Annotated in this window: 18 protein-coding genes; 7 read left to right on the plus strand and 11 right to left on the minus strand. The window is 74.0% G+C overall.

Annotated features, from left to right (window positions below):
• Positions 1-43: 43 nt before the first annotated feature.
• Together ACFYYN_RS04480 and pelF are read right to left on the minus strand one after the other, a co-directional pair.
• Positions 44-1,087 carry a hypothetical protein gene (locus ACFYYN_RS04480; protein WP_500327958.1) on the minus strand — a complete coding sequence of 348 codons (1,044 nt, stop codon included), beginning with the start codon at positions 1,085-1,087 and terminating at the stop codon, positions 44-46.
• Entirely contained in the window at positions 1,084-2,748 is a 1,665-nt protein-coding gene (gene pelF / locus ACFYYN_RS04485; protein WP_500327960.1) for a GT4 family glycosyltransferase PelF, read from the minus strand. Before pelF ends, ACFYYN_RS04480 begins: the two co-directional genes overlap by 4 nt.
• Positions 2,749-3,054: 306 nt before the next feature.
• Between pelF and thrS the strand changes: the two genes are divergently transcribed.
• Entirely contained in the window at positions 3,055-4,341 is a 1,287-nt protein-coding gene (thrS, locus tag ACFYYN_RS04490) for a threonine--tRNA ligase (protein WP_500544635.1), read from the plus strand.
• 63 nt (positions 4,342-4,404) lie between these two features.
• Here the strand turns inward: thrS and ACFYYN_RS04495 are convergent, their stop codons facing one another.
• The 7 genes from ACFYYN_RS04495 to ACFYYN_RS04525 all read right to left on the minus strand — a co-directional run bounded on the left by ACFYYN_RS04495 (position 4,405) and on the right by ACFYYN_RS04525 (position 12,398).
• The gene (locus ACFYYN_RS04495) at positions 4,405-6,024 is read right to left on the minus strand and encodes a dipeptide ABC transporter ATP-binding protein (protein WP_500544636.1); all 1,620 of its coding nucleotides are present in this window, start codon (positions 6,022-6,024) and stop codon (positions 4,405-4,407) included.
• Positions 6,021-7,019, minus strand: coding sequence for an ABC transporter permease (locus ACFYYN_RS04500; RefSeq protein ID WP_500327963.1), 999 nt, complete (start codon positions 7,017-7,019; stop codon positions 6,021-6,023). Before ACFYYN_RS04500 ends, ACFYYN_RS04495 begins: the two co-directional genes overlap by 4 nt.
• Positions 7,016-8,008: an ABC transporter permease gene (locus tag ACFYYN_RS04505; protein WP_500437708.1), complete on the minus strand. Its 993-nt coding sequence runs from the start codon at positions 8,006-8,008 to the stop codon at positions 7,016-7,018. The genes ACFYYN_RS04500 and ACFYYN_RS04505 overlap by 4 nt, the downstream gene beginning before the upstream one ends.
• Positions 8,005-9,717, minus strand: a complete 1,713-nt coding sequence (locus tag ACFYYN_RS04510) for an ABC transporter substrate-binding protein (protein ID WP_500544638.1) — start codon at positions 9,715-9,717, stop codon at positions 8,005-8,007. Before ACFYYN_RS04510 ends, ACFYYN_RS04505 begins: the two co-directional genes overlap by 4 nt.
• Before the next feature lie 160 nt (positions 9,718-9,877).
• Complete coding sequence (locus ACFYYN_RS04515) at positions 9,878-9,994, minus strand: Ms4533A family Cys-rich leader peptide (RefSeq protein WP_500357375.1); 117 nt, start codon at positions 9,992-9,994, stop codon at positions 9,878-9,880.
• Positions 9,995-10,012: 18 nt separating this feature from the next.
• The gene (locus ACFYYN_RS04520; RefSeq protein ID WP_500544639.1) at positions 10,013-11,425 is read right to left on the minus strand and encodes a DUF3152 domain-containing protein; all 1,413 of its coding nucleotides are present in this window, start codon (positions 11,423-11,425) and stop codon (positions 10,013-10,015) included.
• A gap of 4 nt (positions 11,426-11,429) precedes the next feature.
• Positions 11,430-12,398, minus strand: a complete 969-nt coding sequence (locus ACFYYN_RS04525; protein ID WP_500544640.1) for an alpha/beta fold hydrolase — start codon at positions 12,396-12,398, stop codon at positions 11,430-11,432.
• A gap of 186 nt (positions 12,399-12,584) precedes the next feature.
• On the opposite strand from ACFYYN_RS04525, the gene ACFYYN_RS04530 reads away from it, so the two are divergent.
• The 4 genes from ACFYYN_RS04530 (at position 12,585) to ACFYYN_RS04545 (ending at position 14,328) form a co-directional block, all read left to right on the plus strand.
• The gene (locus tag ACFYYN_RS04530; protein WP_499513808.1) at positions 12,585-12,803 is read left to right on the plus strand and encodes a hypothetical protein; all 219 of its coding nucleotides are present in this window, start codon (positions 12,585-12,587) and stop codon (positions 12,801-12,803) included.
• Between the two features lie 100 nt (positions 12,804-12,903).
• Positions 12,904-13,539, plus strand: a complete 636-nt coding sequence (locus tag ACFYYN_RS04535; RefSeq protein ID WP_499513807.1) for a TetR/AcrR family transcriptional regulator — start codon at positions 12,904-12,906, stop codon at positions 13,537-13,539.
• A 135-nt stretch (positions 13,540-13,674) separates the two neighbouring features.
• Positions 13,675-13,905, plus strand: a complete 231-nt coding sequence (locus ACFYYN_RS04540; protein ID WP_499513806.1) for a DUF3107 domain-containing protein — start codon at positions 13,675-13,677, stop codon at positions 13,903-13,905.
• A 147-nt stretch (positions 13,906-14,052) separates the two neighbouring features.
• On the plus strand, positions 14,053-14,328 hold the full coding sequence (locus ACFYYN_RS04545) for a hypothetical protein (protein WP_500327971.1): 276 nt from the start codon (positions 14,053-14,055) through the stop codon (positions 14,326-14,328).
• A 60-nt stretch (positions 14,329-14,388) separates the two neighbouring features.
• On the opposite strand, the gene ACFYYN_RS04550 is transcribed toward ACFYYN_RS04545, so the two are convergent.
• A complete protein-coding gene (locus tag ACFYYN_RS04550) occupies positions 14,389-15,123 on the minus strand; it encodes a ferritin-like fold-containing protein (protein ID WP_499513804.1) in 735 nt (244 codons plus the stop codon).
• A 485-nt stretch (positions 15,124-15,608) separates the two neighbouring features.
• Between ACFYYN_RS04550 and ACFYYN_RS04555 the strand changes: the two genes are divergently transcribed.
• Both ACFYYN_RS04555 and ACFYYN_RS04560 read left to right on the plus strand, forming a co-directional pair.
• Positions 15,609-17,267, plus strand: coding sequence for a DEAD/DEAH box helicase (locus ACFYYN_RS04555; RefSeq protein WP_500544641.1), 1,659 nt, complete (start codon positions 15,609-15,611; stop codon positions 17,265-17,267).
• A gap of 128 nt (positions 17,268-17,395) precedes the next feature.
• Positions 17,396-18,277: an alpha/beta fold hydrolase gene (locus ACFYYN_RS04560; protein ID WP_500327973.1), complete on the plus strand. Its 882-nt coding sequence runs from the start codon at positions 17,396-17,398 to the stop codon at positions 18,275-18,277.
• Here ACFYYN_RS04560 and ACFYYN_RS04565 read toward each other — a convergent pair.
• A complete protein-coding gene (locus ACFYYN_RS04565; RefSeq protein WP_431960347.1) occupies positions 18,274-19,182 on the minus strand; it encodes an NYN domain-containing protein in 909 nt (302 codons plus the stop codon). The two genes, ACFYYN_RS04560 and ACFYYN_RS04565, sit on opposite strands and share 4 nt — an antisense overlap.
• Between the last annotated feature and the right edge of the window lie 156 nt (positions 19,183-19,338).

Consider the following 19,338-nt stretch of genomic DNA (forward strand, 5'->3'; position numbering starts at 1 on the left):
ACGGAACTGCGGGGTGTGCCGGGCCGCCCCGGCCGCCGGCCGCTCATCGCGGCGCCGCCGCGGCCGTGTGCGCCGACGCACGCGAGAGCGTGGTCAGGGCGTGGGCCGCCAGCGCCAGGGCGGCGGCCGCGCAGGCCAGCGCGGGGACGGCGGCCGGCGGGAGGGGGAACCGGTTCAGCAGGGCCGCGGCCAGGGCCACGGCCTCGGTGGCGCAGGCGAGCCCGGTGCCGATGGCCGCCGGGTCGGGGTGGCCGTGCACCGCGAGCAGACGGGCGGTGAACAGCAGCAGGGCGAGCGCCGCGGGCCCGGCGAGCGCGGCGGGGGTGAGCGGGGCGCCCGCCACGGCCCGGGCGGCGCACAGCAGCGCGAGCACCAAGGCGAGGAAGAGCGCGAGCGTGCCCGCCAGCAGCGGCCGCACGGCACCGCCGAACTCCTCCAGGCTGCGGCTGCGCAGCAGGTGCCCGCGGGAGCGCACCGCGAAGCGGTGGGCGCACCAGGCGGCCGGCGCGAGGGAGAGCGCGAGCGCGGTCAGCTCGGCGGCGTCCGCGGCGGGCAGCACGCCCCCGGCGAAGCCGTCGACGGCGCGCGGCCCGTACAGCCCGAACCCCACCAGCCAGCAGCTCCACACCGCACCGGCCGGGCCCGTGCCGTACGGCGCCCTCAGCGGTCCGCGGCGCAGGGCGGCGAGGAGCACGAGCAGGAGCAGCGGCACGGCCACCGCGACCACGGTGACCGGCGGCAGCCAGCGCAGCGCCGCGCCGGCGGCGGCACAGACGGCGCCCGGGGCGAGGGTGAGCAGAAGGGCGGGGCGGTCCGCCGGCCGGCCCGCGGCGGGCGGGGCGGTGGCGCGGGGCACCCGGGCGTAGAGCTCCTCGGCGAGGGAGAAGACGTCGCGGTGCCGGAAGCCCGCCGCGACGCGGTCGGTTACGCCCTGCGCCTCCAGTCCGGCCACGATCTCCAGCGGGTCCACCGCCTCGGCGCACAGCTGCCGGTGACGGTGCATCAGGGCGCGGACGGGGTCGGCGGGGCCGCGTTTGCGGGGGCCGCCCCTGCGGGCGCCGGCTTCGGTCTCCTGCACGTGGCTCATGCGCGTTCCCGCCTCTCGGCTCCGGCGTACGCGGGCTCACGGGCGGCGAGCGCCCAGGCCGGTGTGGCCGTCCAGTGGCCGGGGACACGGGATTCGGCGGGCCTGCCGAAGGGGACGGGGGTGCCGTCCGGGTCGCGCAGCGGGGCCTGACGGCCGGGCGCGTGGGCGACCAGGTCGAGGTAGATCTCCCGGAACGCGGCCAGGTTCCGCTCGACGGTGAAGAGCTCCAGGGCGCGTTCGCGTGCGGCGGCGCCCAGCCGCTGCCGGCGCTCGGGGTCGCGCAGCAGGGCGACGCAGGCCTCGGCGAGCGCCTTCGGGTTGCGCGGGGGCACGACCAGGCCGGTCCCGCCGATGACCTCCCGTACGGCGCCGACGTCCGTGGAGACGGTGGCCCGGCCGCAGAACATGGCCTCGACCAGGGTGACCGGGAAGCCCTCGACGACGCTGGAGAGGACGACCACGTCCCCGGCCGCGTAGGCGTCGGGGAGCGCCGGGGCGCCCGGCGAGCCGAGCTCCTCGAAGGAGACCGGGTTCTCGCCCGCGGTGACGGCGTCGGCCGCCTCGTCGGGGAAGAGCTGCGCCGCCAGGGAGCGGCACTGCTCCAGGTACGCGGGGTCGCCCTCGCCGGCGCGGACGACGCGCAGCCGCGCTCCGGGTTCCTCCTTGCGCACCTCCCCGAAGGCGTGCAGCAGCCCGACCAGGTCCTTGCCGGGGTCGACCCGGCCGACCCACACCAGCGCCGGCTCGCCGCCCTCGGCGTCGGCCGGGGGCTCGGGTACGGGCCCGTGGTAGCCGGGGTAGACCGTACGCACGCGGTCCCGCTCGGCGCCGCAGTGCTCCTGCCAGCGGCGCGCGTGGGCGTTGCCGGGGGTGACCAGGGCGGCCCGGCGGTACGCCTCGCCCGCGAGGTGGCGGTGGAAGGCGGCGAGCAGGGCGCGTACGGGGGCGGACAGTCCCGCGGCGCGGTGCAGCAGCAGGGTCTCGCGCAGCCGCACGCCGTACTCGGTCACCAGCAGCGGCGTGCCGAAGAACCGTTTGGCCAGGAGAGCGGGCAGCAGGGCGGTGCCGCCGGTCACGGCGTGGCAGAGGTCGGCGGTGGCCAGCGCGTCGCCGAACTCGTCGTACCAGGGCGCGGCCAGCGGCCGCAGCGCGCGCTCCAACTGGTCGGCCGCGAGCAGGAGATCGCCCACTCCCGCCTCCCCGACGAGGGGTCGCGCGCCGGGCGCCCTGCAGACCTCCTCCAGCACGCGCACCGCGTGCTCGGAGCGCAGCAGCGCCGGGACGCCGCCGTCCTCGCGGGCGAGTTCGGCGAGGCCGTAGAGCGCGGAGGCGAAACGGTCCGCCACGCCATTGGCCCCGGCGTCGCCCGCCAGCACGCCGACGAGGTCGCGGTACTGCTCCAGCGCCTGCGCCCGCCGCCGGCGCGCCTTGCCCGGCACGCCCCCGGGCCCCGGCGCCGGCCCCCACAGCGGCAGCACGCGCACGTCCCGCACCTGCGGCGGCAGCGCCGGCAGCCCCGCCGTCCCGGCCCGTTCGTTCCTGCCGAGCGCGTACACCGCGAACTCGTGCCCGGGGAGCCCGCGCACGAGCCGGTCGACCCAGGCGCCCCCCTCACCCCGGGCGTACGGATAACCACCCTCCGCGAGTAATGCGATACGCACGTCTGCCCCCTCTCCGCACCGGTCCGTTCGGGCGCGATGACCGTATTCCGGCGAAGTGGGGGCACGACGGACGGTTGTCCGCCGTGCCACCGAAAGGGGTGAAGAGACGTAACTTTCCCCAGCGTTGTGCGTTGTGACCGGGTAGACGTTCACCGGGTGGTCCCCGGGCGGGCGGGGCGCGGTGCGAATCCCGCGCGGGCGCCGGCGGTGGCTGTTATCGTCACCGGTATGAAGCGCGCTGCCATCACGACGACGCCGGAGAGTGTCCCGGCGCGCTGACCCCTGTCATGAGGAAGCCCCGGGCGAGTGCCCGGGGCTTCCGCTTGCGGTCATTCGCCCGCCGTCCGCGAGGAGACCGCCGTGCACGACCACCGCAGACTCGGCCGCGAGCTCGGCCTGTTCGACACCGACCCGCTGATCGGCGCGGGACTGCCCTACTGGCTGCCGGACGGCGCCGCCGTCCGGCACGCCCTGGAGGAGTACGTCCGCGAGGCCGAACGCCGGGCGGGCTACCGCCACGTGTACTCACCCGTGCTCGGCAAACGCGAGCTGTACGAGATCTCCGGGCACTGGGCGCACTACAGCGACGACATGTTCCCGCCGATGGACCTCGGCGGCGAGCAGGTCGTGCTGCGGCCGAGCCTGTGTCCCCACCACGCGCTGATCTACCGCTCGCGCCCGCGCAGCCACCGCGAACTGCCGCTGCGCATGGCCGAGCTGGGCGGCATGTACCGCTCCGAGCTGTCCGGCGTGCTCGGCGGGCTCACCCGCGTACGGGCCATCCAGCTCAACGACGCGCACATCTTCTGCACCCTCGACCAGGTCGCCGACGAGGCCGCCGCCGCCCTGGGGATGATCGGCCGGGCGTACCGCGCCCTGGGCATCACCCCTGCCCGTCACCGGCTCTCCCTCCCCGGGCCCGGTGGCAAGTACGTCGCCGAGCCCGAGCTGTGGGAACGCTCCACCGCCCTGCTGACCGAGGTCCTGGACCGCTCGGGGCTGCCCTACGAGGCGGCGGAGGGCGAGGCCGCGTTCTACGGCCCCAAGATCGACGTCCAGGTCGCCGACGGCGCGGGCCGCGAGGCCACCTTGTCCACCGTGCAGATCGACTTCCACCAGCCCCGGCAGTTCGGGCTGCACTACATCGGCGCGGACGGCGCGAAGCACCGTCCGGTCATGGTGCACCGCAGCGTCGTCGGCAGCGTGGAGCGGGCCGTGGCGCACCTGGTCGAGCAGCACGGCGGAGCGTTCCCCCCGTGGCTCGCGCCCACCCAGGTGGTCGTCCTGCCGGTGTCGGAGGCGGAGCTGCCCGAGGCCGAGGCGCTGGTAGGACGGTGCCTCGGCCTGGGCCTGCGCGCGGACCTGCGCGCACCGGACCGCGGCACCCTCGGGGCGCGCATCCGGGAGGCCCGCCTCGTCCCCTACCAGGCCGTCATCGGCCCGAAGGAGGCCGCGGACGCGCACGTCGCCCTGCGGCTCCGCGACGGCCGCCGCCTTCCGCCGCTGCCCGCGCACGTGGTGCTGGAGCGCGTCCGTGCGGCCGTGGCCGCCCATGACGTGGAGCTGTGGCCCGGGCGCGAGGACCCCGCCTGACCCCCGCGCGGCACGGCGGGGCGGGGCGCGCCCGTCCGACCGGGCCGGGCGCGCCCCGGCGCGTCAGGCGGTGGCCGCCAGTGCGTGGCGCCGGGCGGCGCGCCGCGCGGCGGACTCCTGCGGGTCGAGCACCGGGACCGCCGCCAGCAGCCCCTTGGTGTACTCGTGCTCCGGCGCCTCGTAGACCTGCCCGGCGGGCCCGTACTCCACGACCCGGCCCGCCCGCATGACCGCGACGTTGTCGCTGACCTGGCGCACCACGGCCAGGTCGTGGGCGATGAAGACCAGTGCGAGTCCCAGCTCGCGCTGCAACTCGCCCAGCAGCCGGATGACCTGCGCCTGCGTCGTGACGTCGAGCGCCGACACCGGCTCGTCGCAGACGATCAGCCGGGGCTCGGGCGCCAGCGCCCGGGCGATGCCGACGCGCTGCCGCTGACCGCCGCTGAACTCGTGCGGATAGCGGTGGTACCAGTCGGGGTCGAGCCCAACCCGTTCCAGCAGTTCCCGCACGCGGGCGACGACCGCGGCGTCGTCGAGCACGCCGGCCGTCCGCAGCGGGTCCGCGATGGACTCGCCGATGCTGCGCCGCGGGTTGAGCGAGGACACCGGGTCCTGGAACACCATCTGCAGTCCCGGCGTGCCCGGGCCGGGACGCACACCCGGGCGCCGCAGCTCGCCGCCCGTGGGCTCCAGGAGCCCCACGAGCATCCGCCCGAGCGTGGTCTTGCCGCTGCCGCTCTCCCCGACGACGCCGAGCGTCTCGCCCGCGCGCACGGTCAGCGAGACACCGTCGACCGCCGCGACCCGGGAGCCGCGCCTGCCGAACTCCCGCCGCACGCCGACGGCTTCGAGGAGGACCTCGCCCACGGCCGCGCCGCGCGGCTTCGCCGTCTCCACCCGCGGGACCGCGGCCACCAGGTCCCGCGTGTACGGCTGCTGCGGTGCGCCCAGCACGGTGCCGACCGGCCCGCGCTCCACGGCACGGCCGTCCTTCATCACCAGGACCTCGTCGACGCTCCCGGCCACCACGCCCAGGTCGTGGGTGACCAGCAGCAGCCCCATGCCGGTCTCCTGCCGCAGTTCACCGAGCAGGTCGAGGATCTGCGCCTGCACGGTGACGTCGAGGGCCGTCGTCGGTTCGTCCGCGACGAGCAGCCGCGGCTCGCACGCGAGCGCCATGGCGATGAGCGCCCGCTGGCGCATGCCGCCGCTGAACTCGTGCGGCCGGAAGCGGGCCCGCCTCGGTGCGTCGGCGATGCCGACCCGGTCGAGCACCTCGACCGCCCGCGCGCGGGCCGCCCGCCGGGAGGCCTTGGGGTGGTGGACCCGGTACACCTCGGCGATCTGGTCGCCGATCGCGAAGTACGGGTCGAGCGAGGACAGCGGGTCCTGGAAGACCATCGCCGCGAGCCCGCCGCGCAGCCCGCGCAGTTCCTTCTCCCCCGCGGTCAGGACATCGACGCCGGCCACCCGCACCGAGCCGCCGATCCGCGCACCGCTGCCGCGGTGCAGTCCCAGCAGGGTGAAGGCGGTGGCGCTCTTGCCGCTGCCGGACTCGCCGACGACGCCGAGGGCGCCGCCCTGCTCCAGGGAGAAGGAGAGCCCGTCCACGGCCCGGACGGTGCCCGTGCCGGTGGGGAAGTCGACCGTGAGGTCCTCGACCTCGATCAGCCGTGACGTCATGCCAGCACCACCCGTCGGTCGGCCACCGCGTACAGGACGTCCGCGAGGGCGTTGGCGAGGACCACGAAGAAGCCGGTGACCAGTACCAGTCCGACCACGACCGGCAGGTCCTCGGTCTTCACCGAGTCCACCAGGCTCTTGCCGAGCCCGGGGATGCCGAAGAGCGACTCGGTGAGCACCGCGCCGCCGAACATCGTCCCCAGGTCCAGCGCGGTCAGTGCGATGACCGGCGGCAGGGCGCCGCGCAGGGCGTGCCGTCCGATGACGGAACGCTCGCGGACGCCGTAGGCGCGGAAGGTGCGCACATGGTCCTCGGCGAGCGTGTCCAGCATGGAACTGCGGGTCAGCCGGGCGTACTTGGCGCTCTCCAGGATGGCCAGGGAGAGCCAGGGCAGCACCAGGTTCCACGCCCACTGCTCGGGGTCCTCGGTCAGCGGGACGTAGGACGGGAAGGGCAGCCAGCCCAGCACCGAGACGAACAGGAGCATCAGCAGGATGCCGATGATGAAGACGGGCACGGCGTTGCCGGCGAGGGTGAGGCCGGTCAGCAGCCGTTCGGTGAGCCCGCCGTGGCGCAGCGCCGAGAGCACCCCGGTGCCGACGCCGATGACCAGCCACAGCACCATCGCGCCCAGCGAGAGCGAGGCGGTGGCCGGCAGCCGCTGGGCGAGCAGGGAGGTCACCTGCTCGCCGCTCTGGTACGAGAAGCCCAGGCACGGTGCGCCGCAGTGCTCGGTGCCGACACCGGTGCTGATGTCGGTGCCGGCGAACAGGCCGTGCAGGAAGTGGGCGTACTGCGCGTAGGCAGGGTCGTCCAGGCCCAGCTGGGTGCGGACCTGGGCGACCTGGTCGGCGGAGCACTTCGGCCCGCAGGCCAGCCGTGCCGGGTCGCCGGGCAGGACGTAGAAGAGGGCGTAGACCGCGATGCTCAGCACGAGCAGGACCAGCAGGGCCGCCAGCAGCCGGCGCAGCGCGAAACGGGTGAGGAGGATCATGACCGCGCCTCCTTGCGCCTGCGGGCCAGGGACCGCAGGCGGCTGCCGGCGCGCGGGTCCAGGGCGGTGCGCACGCCGTCGCCGAGGGCGGTGAAGGCGAGGACGGTGACGAAGATCAGGCCGGCGGGCAGCAGCACGTACGTCGGATCGGCCTGGTACCAGGTGGTCGCGGAGGAGAGCATCTGTCCCCAGGAGGGCGTGGGCGGCTTGACGCCGATGCCGAGGAAGGACAGTCCCGCCTCCGACGCGATGTTGGAGGGCACCAGCAGCGCGCTGTAGGTCACCACGGGCGCGGCCAGCGACGGCAGCAGTTCGCGGCGTGCGATCCGCCACCGGCCGGCGCCGCCGAGCCGGGCGGCGGCCACGTAGTCGAGGGACTTCAGGCTCAGGGTCTGGGCCCGGACGATGCGGGAGGTGCCGCCCCAGCCGAGCAGGCCGAGGACGAGGACCAGCAGCACCGGACGCGGGAAGCCGGCGGGGACGATCGCCAGCAGGGCGATGGAGAAGACCAGGGTGGGCAGCGCCAGCATGACGTCGGTGGTCCGGCTGAGCAGGTTGTCCAGGAAGCGGTTGCCGAGGCCGGCGGCGAGGCCGACCGCGACCCCGAGGACGACCTGCACGACGGTGGCGGCGAGGCCGATGCCGAGCGAGATCCGCGCGCCGTACACGAGCCGGGCGAACAGGTCGCGTCCGGTGCCGGGTTCGACGCCGAGCCAGTGGTCGGCGCTCACGCCGCCGAAGGAGCCGGTCGGCACGCCGCCGAGGGCGGAGTCGACGGCGGATGCGTGGTACGCGTCCGGGTCCTGCCCTTCCAGGGCGGCGAGCAGCGGGGCGGCGAGGGCCACCAGGACGAGCAGGGCGATCACGGCGACCCCGGCGAGGGCGGCGCGCTGGGCGCGCAGCCGCCGCCAGAGCTGCCGGGCGCCCGGCGCGGCCTCGGGGGTGTCCGAGGCCGCGCCGGGCGCGGCGAGCACGTCGGTCGTGGTCACTTGACCGCGACCTGCGAGACGTCGAGGACGCCGGTCCAGTCGCTGATGACGACGTTCTTGACGTCCTTGCCGTACAGGCGCTTGTAGACCGGGTGGACCAGCGGCACGGTCAGCGCCTGCTCGCCGATCTTCTTGTCGAGGGCGCCCCAGCGCACGGCGGCGGCCTTGAGGTCGGTGAGCTTGTTGATCTCGTCGATCTCCTGGTTCACGGCAGGGTCGTCGAGCTGGGCGTTGTTGAAGTTGTAGCCGTCCTTGACGATCTGCCGGCCGTCGAAGATCGGGGCCAGGAAGGGGCCGCCGGACGGCCAGTCTGCGCCCCAGCCGGCGAGGAAGAAGCCCGGCTCGGTCTTGAGGCCGTGGATCTTCTCGCTGTAGGCGCTGGACTCCAGGCCCTCCAGCTTGACGGTGATGCCGGCCTTCTTCAGGGCGTCCTGCAGCGCGGTGGCGACCTCCGGGCCCTGCTCGTCGCCGCCGCTGCTGTCGTGGGTCAGCGTGACGGTCAGGCCGTTCGGGTAACCGGCCTCCTTCAGCAGCTCCTTGGCCTTGGCGGCGTCACCGCTCTTGCCGGCCGGGAACGCGTCGTACGGGGTGTAGCCGAAGGACTCCTGCGCGGGCAGGAAGGTGGTGGCCGGCTCGGCGAGCGAGGAGCCGCCGAGGGCGTTGACGACGGTGCTGCGGTCGACCGCGTAGGAGATCGCCTGGCGCACCTTGGGGTTGTCGAACGGCTTCACCTTCGGGTTGAAGGAGACGTAGTCGGTGTAGCCGAAGTGCCCGGTGCCGACGCGGCCCGCGAGCTCCTTGTCGCCGGTGATCTTGGCGAGTTCGGCGGCGGTGAGGTTGGTGTCGGTGGTGACGGCGGCGGCGTCCTTGCCCGAGCCGGAGGACAGCCGCTGGTTGATCACGGCGGCGTCGAGGCCGGAGCGGACGTCGATGCGGTCCGGGTAGGCCTTGCGCTCCTCGTCGGTCTTCGGGTCCCAGTGGGTGTTGCGCTCCAGGACGAGGTGCTCGCCGTCGTTCTCGTTGCCGACGACCCTGTACGGGCCGGAGGAGAACGGGTGGTTCTCGTACTTGGTGCCGGTGTCCTTGGCCTTCGGCACGGGGGCGAAGGAGGTCTGGGTGGCCAGGAACGGGAAGTCGCCCTCGGGCTTGTTCAGGTGGAAGACGATGGTCTTCGCGTCCGGGGTCTCGATGGAGGCCAGGCCGCCCTTGTCCTTGTACGGGCCCTGGTACTCCTTGCCGCCGACCAGCCAGTCGCGCAGGTAGGGGGCGCCGCCGGACAGCTCGGCGGCGAAGGAGCGCTCGATGCCGTACTTGATGTCGGCGGTGGTGATCGCGCTGCCGTCCTCGTACTTCAGGCCGTCCTTGAGGTGGTACGTCCAGACGGTGGCGTCCTGGTTGGGCGTGCCGGTGTCGGTGGCCAGGTCGGGGACGACCTTCGCGCCGTCCGCGCCGTTCTCGCGGTTGCGGGTGGTCAGCGTGCGGAAGACCAGGCCGGGGACGTTGCCGCCGCCGGAGGTGTAGAGCCGCGCCGGGTCGAAGTCCTCCTGCGGGGACTGGTTGAGGACGTAGAGCGTGCCGCCCTTGGCCGGCTTGCCGTCGGCCGCCTTGGCCCCGCTGTCCTCCGGGCCGCAGGCGGCGGCGCCGCCGGTGATCGCCAGGACGACGGCTGCCGCTGCGAGGCGGCGAGGTGTGACGGACAGGTGAGACATCGAAGATCCCTTTCGCGGCTGCGAGGTGGAGAGGGCGGGGCTGGGGAAGGCCCGCAGGCAGCGGCGACGGCCTCATGATGAGGCCGTGAAGGATCGATCGAATGTCGAGCACTGCGCCCACGGGCGGGAAGGTCCGGGGCGGGAGGGAAGAACGTGCCCTTTACGCGCCCGGCACCGTGGAGCGCCGACACAGGATGTCGGCCACGCTGTGCCCGGCCACGCCGATGAGCGCCAGCTCGATGCTGGCGTCGGCGTCTGTGGCGGGGCTGTGCGGCATGCCGAAAACATTGAACGATTAATCGCCCGATGTCAAAAAGCTACCCCGGGGGTAGGGCCAGGCGTTGGGCTTGCAGGTCAGGCCCCCGTAGGAGAGGAACTTCGTCTGCTGCATCATGACCGGGGCCAGGGCACCCTGCTTGGGGCAGAGCACATGGCCGTAGCCGAGCCGGTGCCCGACCTCGTGGTTGATCAGCATCTCGCGGTAGGCGGGCATGCGGTCCGGGCCGTAGGTCTCCGACCCCTGCGCCCAGCGGTACGCGTTGATCATCGTCCGGGGAGTCGACGCCGCGTCACATGACACGTTGTCAACCGTCGTGTCCAGGCCGGACTTCGCGCACCAGGTGGCCGTGGTGCCGGGACTGGCCAGGGTGATCACGATGTCGGCCGGACCGGTTGAGACCCGCTCGAAGGTGCGGGACCCGGCGTGCGCCCAACTCCGCTTGTCGTTCAGCGTCTTGTAGACCGCGTCGGCGAAGAGCCGGCCGTCCAGCGGCAGGCCCTTCTCGACGTCCACCCGCACGCGCAGCAGATTGCCCTTGCCGGGGGCCTTCTCGTGGCCGGCCACGGTCTGGAACTTCCCCGCCAGGCTCAGGTCCTGGTCGAGCGGGTAGCGCCGGACCATCGCCTGGTCGTAGGTGAGCGGGGCGGTGACCGCGGAGGGTGAGGTCGAGGGGGTCGCCCGGCCCTGGGAGCGGGACGCGGAGTCGTCGGTGCCCCGGCTGCCGCCCGGTGCCGCGGCGGCGGACGAGTGACGCTTCTCACCTCCGGCGGCCATCTGGCCCGCGACGACGACGGCCAGCACGGTCACGACCGCCGCGGCGCCGGCGCCGCTGAGCGCGCGAGTCCTGACGCCCTTCTTGGGCCGTTCGGGTTGTCCGTCGCTCTCCCCGGCCTCCGCGGCACCCTCCACGGGTGCCCCGGGTCCCGTGGTGGCGGAGGGTGCGTCGAAGGCCGCGACGAAGTCCCGCCGTGGACCGGGGCCGCCACGGGCTCCCGTGCCGGGCGCCCGGCGCTGGCGCGGGAAGCCCGGTATTCGGGGCGCGGTGAAGAGGTCCGCGTCGAGGGGGTCGTCGTCCTCCGGGTACTCCGTGCCGAGCGCGGTGTCCGCCAGCTCCGCGGGCCGGGTCCCGCGCGGCGTGCGCGGCGGGGCCCAGGAACCGGCCCGGCCCCAGGCCGAGTGCTCGCGGTGCTCGGGGTGGGAGTGGCCCGGGACGTCGTCGTGACCGTGCCCGGCGTCCCCGGGCCGGAAGCCGTCCCGCCCGCCCGGCACGGAACCACCGGGCACCTGGCCCGGTCCGCCCGGCCGCTGCGGGGTCGTCGTCCCCGGGCCGGAACGCCGGCGGCGGCCGGTGCCCGAGTTGCCGCCGGCTATGCCCGGTACGTCGTCGCGGCGGCCGTCGCGGCCGCCCGGTGCGCTGTGCCTGCCCATGAAGTCAGTGATCCGTCCGCGCGTCCGTGGCGTCCAGCAGTTCGCGGAAGGCCCGCTCCACCGCATCGGGGTGCTCCATCATCGCGACGTGCCCGCTGTCGGGGAGCGTCAGCAGCCGCGAGTCACGGAACGTCCGGGCCGCACGGTACGCCATCCGGGGGGCCACCAGCTTGTCCTTGCCCCCGTACACCAGCAGTGTCGGCGCGAGCACCCGCTCGGCCTGCCGCCACAGGTTGTGCTGACCGCCCAGCGTGTAGGCGTCCACGATGCCGCGCGCCGAGCGGGTCAGCGCGTCCCAGAAGTACGGCAGCGCCAGCCGGCGCTCGTACTCCGTGGCGTGCTCGGCGAAGGACTCCTCGCTGACCTGCGACGGGTCGCCGTAGCAGAGCCACAGCAGCTGCCGGGTGCGCCGTTCCACGGACCAGTCGCGGGTGGCGCGGGCCACCAGCGCGGTCGCACCCGGCAGCCCCAGGAACGCGGTCGGCCAGGCGCCGTACTGGGGCGGCACCTCCGGCAGCGCGGGCGAGATCAGCGTCAGGGTGCGGACCAGGTCGGGCCGGGCCGCGGCGACCTTGGTGACGACGGCTCCCCCCAGCGAGTTGCCGAAGAGGTGCACGGGCCCGCGCCCGGAAGCCTCCAGCAGGCGCACGACGGCGCGCGCGTGCCCCCCGATCGAGTAGTTGCCGTCGTCCGGCGGCGGGGAGTGCCCGAAACCGGGCAGGTCCAGGGCCTCGCAGGACACCCGGTCCGCCAGCAGCCGCATCAGCGCCGACCAGTTGGAGGACGACCCGCCCAGGCCGTGCACGAAGAGCGCGGGCGGCAGCCCCTCGGCCTGCTCCGCCCGCGATCGTACGGTCAGCGTCCGGCCCCGCAAGGCCACGGTCCGCACCGTCTCCCCGTCCCCGGCTCTGGCTCCCGAAGGCGGTACGGGCACGGCGGCGAACGCGGCTTCGGGCGACTCCGTCGAGGACATGGGGCAATGTTACGAGGTGATCACGCGTGCGCTCGTGTGTTCGCCCTCACACGCGTCGTGGGGATTTTCCGCCCCATCCGTCACTCTGCACACCCCGTCCCTGTCTCCTACGCTCGCAGAAGGGGAAAGAGGGGGACAGTGGGTAGCAGCGGGGGACGGCAGCGCACGACCAGACGGGAGGTGCCCGTGTCCGACGACATCGAGACCTTCGACGACGACGTCATCGACGACCTGGAGGATGCCGAGACCGACATCGAGGCGCCCGAGGCGGACATCGCCGAACAGCACCTCGAACTGCTGCAGCACCGCGATGTCCCGATCACCGAACGCCCCGACGACGCCGATCCGGCGGACGTGGCCGAGCAGCGCAGGGTGGTGGAACTCGACGAGGACGACTATCGCTGAGTTCCACTTGGTGAGAATGTGCGTTCGCACAGCGCATGCCCCCGCTACCGAAAAGTACGATGGCACCCGCAGCGCAGAACGACATCACATGGGAGGCGGCGTGACAGCCATCGAGCAGACTGAGGCGCGCCCTCGCGGCACACGCCTGCCGCGCCGGGCCCGGAGAAACCAGCTGCTGGGCGCAGCCCAGGAGGTGTTCGTCGCCCAGGGCTACCACGCCGCCGCGATGGACGACATCGCGGAGCGCGCGGGCGTCAGCAAGCCCGTGCTCTACCAGCACTTCCCCGGCAAGCTCGAGCTCTACCTGGCCCTGCTGGACCAGCACTGCGAGGCCCTGCTGGACGCGGTGCGCACCGCCCTGGCCTCCACCAGCGACAACAAGCAGCGCGTGGCGGCCACCATGGACGCCTACTTCGCGTACGTGGAGGACGAGGGCGGTGCCTTCCGCCTGGTCTTCGAGTCCGACCTCACCAACGAGCCGGCTGTCCGCGAGCGCGTCGACAAGGTCGCGCTGCAGTGCGCCGAGGCGATCAGCGAGGTCATCGCCGAGGACACGGGGCTGACCACCGAGCAGTCCATGCTGCTCGCCGTCGGCCTCGGCGGCGTCTCGCAGGTCGTGGCCCGTTACTGGCTCTCCAGCGGCAGCTCCATGCCCCGCGAGACCGCGGTGCAGTTGCTGACGTCGCTGGCCTGGCGCGGCATCGCGGGCTTCCCGCTGCACGGCGCCGAGCACTGACGCCTCCGCACGGCGGCTGTTCGCTCTGGGCGTGCCCGTCGGCCGGTGCCCTGGTGCCGGGCGCGGCTAATGTGTCCTGCGTACGGCGCGATTTCCAACCGCGCACACCGCAGACCGTTCGGAGGGACAAAAGCCGTGGAGGTCAAGATCGGCGTGCAGCACGCGCCGCGCGAGATCATCATCGAGAGCGCGCAGACGGCCGAGGAGGTCGAGAAGGCCGTCGCCGAGGCGCTCACGGGCACCGCCAAGCTGCTCAGCCTCACCGACGAGCACGGAAAGCGCGTGCTCGTGCCGGCCGAACGGCTGGCCTACGTGGAGATCGGTGAGCAGGCGGCGCGCCGGGTGGGCTTCGGCGCCCAGCTCTAGGGCAGGGCAGAGCAGGTCAGAGCCTCGCCGCTCCCGCACCGGGACGACGCACGGCGGGTCACCCCCGAATGGGGTGACCCGCCGTTTCGCTGTGCGGGCCCGCGGGGTAGGACCCGTGCGACCGAAGTCTCCGGGAGGGGCCGCACGATGATGTGGGAAGCGCTCGCGTTCGCCGCCGTCGGACTGTCCGTCGCGTACGCCGCGACCCGGATGCTCCCCCGGCGCCTTCTTCCCGCGGCGACGCTGGTGCTCGCCACGGGAACGGTCGCCGCCGTCCTCGGCGGTCTCGTCACCCGCACCGTCCTCGGCTCGGACCGGTTCCTGATCAGCCTCGCCGTGTCGGTGGGGGTGGCGGCCGCCCTGCTCTCGCTGCTGGTGCGCCCGCCGCGGAGCGCCCGCCGGTCGGCGCCGCGCACGGCCTGAGCCGCACGGCCTCCGTACGGCTGCTCCCCACGGCTCCCCCACGGCTACGGCCCGGACCGCTCAGGCGGCCAGGCCCAGCGCCGCCATCCGCTTGGTGTGGGCCTCGGTGATCCGGGTGAACATCCGGCCGACCTCCGCGAGGTCGAAGCCGTCCGCGACCCCGCCGACCAGCATCGTGCTGAGCGCGTCGCGGTCCGCCACGACCCGCTGCGCCTGCGACAGCGCCTCGCCCATCAGCCGGCGCGCCCACAGCGCCAGCCGCCCGCCGACCCGCGGGTCGGCCTCGATGGCGGAGCGCACCTTCTCCACCGCGAAGGAGGCGTGGCCGGTGTCGTCCAGCACGGCCAGCACCAGCTCGCGGGTGTCGGCGTCGAGGCGGGCGGCGACCTCGCGGTAGAAGTCGGACGCGATGGAGTCGCCGACGTACGCCTTGACCAGGCCCTCCAGCCAGTCCGACGGCGCGGTCAGGCGGTGGAACTCGTCCAGTGCGGCGGCGAAGGGCTCCATCGCCGCGGTCGGGTCCGCCTCGACGGTGGTGAGCCGCGCGCGGAGCTGCTCGAAGTGGTGGAACTCGGCGGACGCCATCGCCGCGAGCTCCGCCTTGTCCTCCAGGGACGGCGCGAGCTTGGCGTCCTCCGCGAGCCGCTCGAAGGCGGCCAGCTCGCCGTACGCGAGTGCCCCGAGCAGGTCCACGACCGCCGCGCGGTACTGCGGGTCCGCGGACGCGGCGGCCCAGTCCTTGGCGGCGATGGTCGTCTCGGCGGGGGTGTCGGCGGGGGTGTCAGGCGTCTCCATGCTGCGCACAATAGCCAACCCCACCAGCGCGGCAACCATCCCGTGCGGGCCCGGCGCGCGGAAGCCTCGGCGTGACCTGTCCCACGTACCCCGAAATCCATCCGCCGCAGGTGTGTGATTCCGGGGTACAGTGATATGGACCCGCCAGGTGACCCGGCGGGTCACGCATGAATGGATGCCCGGTCGGTGGCCCGATCGGCTCCTACCGACCGCCCTCCCCACGTGGGGAGGGGCCCGTATCGCGGCGCGCGCGAGGGCAGCGGTCCCGCGCACTTCGGCCACCCAGGGCCGTACGACACCTCGCGCGGTCAGCGCAGTTCCCTGCGCTCGACCCTCCCCCGTTCACACGCTCAGCGCCGCGTCCCAAACAGAAGAGGCAGAGCATCCTGACCACCATCACGACTTTCCGTGACCTGGGGATCCTCCCCGAGACCGCCGAGGCCCTCGAGGCCGTCGGCATCACCACCCCCTTCCCGATCCAGGAGATGACGCTCCCGGTCGCCCTCGCGGGCAACGACGTCATCGGCCAGGCCAAGACGGGCACCGGCAAGACCCTGGGCTTCGGCCTCCCGATCCTGGAGCGGGTCGTCGTCCCGGTCGACGTCGAGGCCGGGCGCGCCAAGCCCGAGGACGTCGCCGACGGTCCCCAGGCCCTGGTGATCGTCCCCACCCGCGAGCTGTGCACGCAGGTCACCAACGACCTGCTCACCGCCGGCAAGGTGCGCAATGTGCGCGTGCTGGCGATCTACGGCGGCCGCGCGTACGAGCCGCAGGTCGAGGCCCTGAAGAAGGGCGTCGAGGTGGTCGTCGGCACCCCGGGGCGTCTGCTGGACCTCGCGGGCCAGAAGAAGCTCAACCTGCGCAACGTCCGCGCCCTCGTCCTCGACGAGGCCGACGAGATGCTCGACCTGGGCTTCCTCCCCGACGTCGAGAAGATCATCGAGATGCTGCCGGTCAAGCGGCAGACCATGCTCTTCTCCGCGACGATGCCCGGCGCCGTCATCGGCCTGGCGCGCCGCTACATGTCGCAGCCCACGCACATCCGCGCCACCTCGCCGGACGACGAGGGCGCCACCGTCGCCAACATCACCCAGCACGTCTTCCGCGCCCACTCGCTGGACAAGCCGGAGCTCGTCTCCCGCGTCCTGCAGGCCGAGGGCCGCGGTCTGGCGATGATCTTCTGCCGTACCAAGCGCACCGCGGCCGACCTCGCGGAGCAGCTGGAGCAGCGCGGCTTCGCCTCGGGCGCCGTCCACGGCGACCTCGGCCAGGGCGCCCGCGAGCAGGCGCTGCGCGCCTTCCGCAACGGCAAGGTCGACGTCCTGGTCTGCACCGACGTCGCCGCCCGCGGCATCGACGTCGAGGGCGTCACCCACGTGATCAACTACCAGACGCCGGAGGACGAGAAGACCTACCTCCACCGCATCGGCCGCACCGGCCGCGCGGGCGCGTCGGGCACGGCGATCACGCTGGTCGACTGGGACGACATCCCGCGCTGGCAGCTGATCAACAAGGCGCTGGACCTGCCGTTCAACGCCCCGGAGGAGACGTACTCCACCTCCACCCACCTCTACGAGCTGCTCGGCATCCCCGAGGGCACCAAGGGCGTCCTGCCGCGGGCGGAGCGCACCCGGGCCGGCCTCGACGCGGAGGAGATCGAGGACCTCGGCGAGACCGGCGGCCGCGGCCGCGGCCGTGGTGGCCGCAAGTCCGGCCCGGCCGCCTCGGCCGAGGCGGAGGAACGTCCGGCCCGCACCCGTACGCCGCGTCAGCGCCGCCGCACCCGCGGCGGACAGGCGCTCGACGGGGCGTCCGCCGAGGCGGAGGCGGTCGTCGAGACCGTCGAGGCCCCGGCCGCCGAGGCCCCGGCTCCGCGCCGCCGTCGCCGCACCCGTACGGGCTCGGGCACGTCGGGCACGCCGGGCACCGAGACCGTCGCGGCCGCCGCCCCGGTGGCCGAGGAGGTCCCGGCCCCCCGCCGTCGCCGTACGCGGTCCGGCGCCGCCACCGGTGCCGAGACTCCGGCCGCCGCCGAGGCGGCGACCCCGGAAGCGGCTCCCGCAGAGGGCGAGGGCGCAGCCAAGACCGTCCGCCGCCGTCGCCGCACACGGACGGCCAAGCCGGCCGACGAGGCCACCGGCTGACGCGACACCCGTACCCGGACGGCCGGGCGCCCCTCGTGGGGCGCCCGGCCGTCGGCGTTCGCCCGCGCGGCGCCGGAGGTCGGGGCCCGCGTCGTGTGGGGGCAACCCGGCCCGGCTAGCCTCGGCGCATGAGCCGACCGCCGTTCCTGACGCTGCCCGAGAACGCCACCGCGTACCCCCTGGAGACGGCCCGCGGCCCCTTCGCCGTGCTGGACGCCGTCCCACCGGCCGGCACGCCGCGGCGCGGCACGGCCCTGCTGGTGCCCGGGTTCACGGGCAGCAAGGAGGACTTCGTCGCGCTGCTCGAACCTCTCGCGGCCGCCGGCTACCGCACGGTCGCCGTGGACGGCCGGGGCCAGCACGAGTCCCCGGGCCCGCGGGACGAGGCGGCGTACGCACAGGCCGAACTGGCCGCCGACGTCGTCGCGCAGACCGCCGCACTGGGCACCGCTCCCGGCGAGCCGGTGCACCTGCTGGGGCACTCGATGGGCGGCCTGGTCGTCCGCGCCGCCGTCCTGGCCGAGCACGGCGACGGCGCCGCCCTGCCCTGGGCGTCGCTCACCCTCATGAGCTCCGGCCCGGCCGCCATCGAACCCGCCCAGCAGGCCCGTACGAAGCTGCTGCTCGAGGCGCTGTCCGCGATGGACATGGAGGGCGTGTGGCGCGCGATGCGCGAGCTGGACGCCGAGGACCTCGAAGGCACGGCGAACGCCGAGGGCGCGGTCGAGGAGTTCCTGCACCGCCGCTGGCTGGCGACGGCGCCCGAGCAGCTGACGGCCACGGGCCGGCAGCTGCTCGACGAGCCGGACCGGGTGGCGGAACTCGCGGCCGTACCGCTGCCGAAGCTGGTGCTCTCCGGCGCGGTGGACTACGCCTGGCCCGTCCCGTGGCTGGACGCGATGGCCGAGCGCCTCGGCGCCCGCCGCGTGGTGATCGAGGGGGCCGAGCACTCCCCCAACGCCGAGCAGCCGGCCCGCACCGCCGGCGCACTGACCGGCTTCTGGGGTTAGAGCCGCGCCTGCAGGTGCTCCCAGAACCCGTCGCGCAGCACGCGCCGCAGGTCGGCGTGGCCGCGCAGCGAGATGTTGAGCATGCCCTCGGCCTCGACGAGCAGTTCCTGGTCGTAGGCGGGCGGCAGGTACGGGTGGCCGGGCAGCAGCTCGGCCAGGGAGTCCCGGCCGCGCGTCGCCAGCCACTGCGAGGCGACCCGGGCCCCGACGAAGTGCACGTCCTCACGGGTCGGGATGGGCCCGGTGGGGATCGGCGCGTCGCCGTAGACGGGGGCCGTGCGCCGGGTGATGTACGGCTTGCAGAAGTCGAGGTCGAGGGTGCGCAGGCTGTCGACCTCCCACAGCAGGGGGTCGGCCTGGTTGCGGCCGTCGGCGGCCTCGATGCCCCACAGGTGGACACGGGCGCCGTAGCCCTGGGCGGCCTCGACCGCGGAGACCAGGTCCTCGTCGCCGCCGATCAGGACGGCGTCGCTGATGGCGCGGTGCCGGGCCAGTGACTCCAGGTCGCTGCGGATCAGCGAGTCGACGCCCTTCTGCTGGCGGCTGGCGTTGAGGTTGCCGAGCCGCACCTTGACGTCGGGGAGCTCGGCGATGCGTTCCTGCTCGGCGGTGTGGATGCGGCGGCGGGCGCCGTCGTACCAGTAGACGCGCAGCAGGCGGCTGTCGGCGAAGAGGGTGCGGGCCCGGTCGATGAAGGCCTCGATGATGCCCTCGGCGTCGAGTTCGAAGGCCCTCCGGTCCTCGGTGCCCGCGACGAGGCGACCGGCCGCGGCGTACACGTACCCGGCGTCGACGAACACGGCGTGGGTCGCCGGGGTCGTGGCGACCTCGGCGAGCACCCGCTGCAGGAGCTCGTTCGTGCGCTCGATGCCGGCGGCGATGGCGGAAAGGGCGTCGTCGTTCATAGAGATCACATTGTCCGGCGGTTCCGTCCGCACACACAACCGGAACCAGGACCGCCGGTACCGGTGGCTACCCACCGGTAGATGCGTGGGAAAAATTTTCTTTAGGACAGGGAAGGTTTTCGCGGGGGCAACTGTTGTTGATACATGAATGACCCA

This window comes from Streptomyces sp. NPDC001902 (assembly GCF_042891295.1).
GTDB lineage: Bacteria > Actinomycetota > Actinomycetes > Streptomycetales > Streptomycetaceae > Actinacidiphila.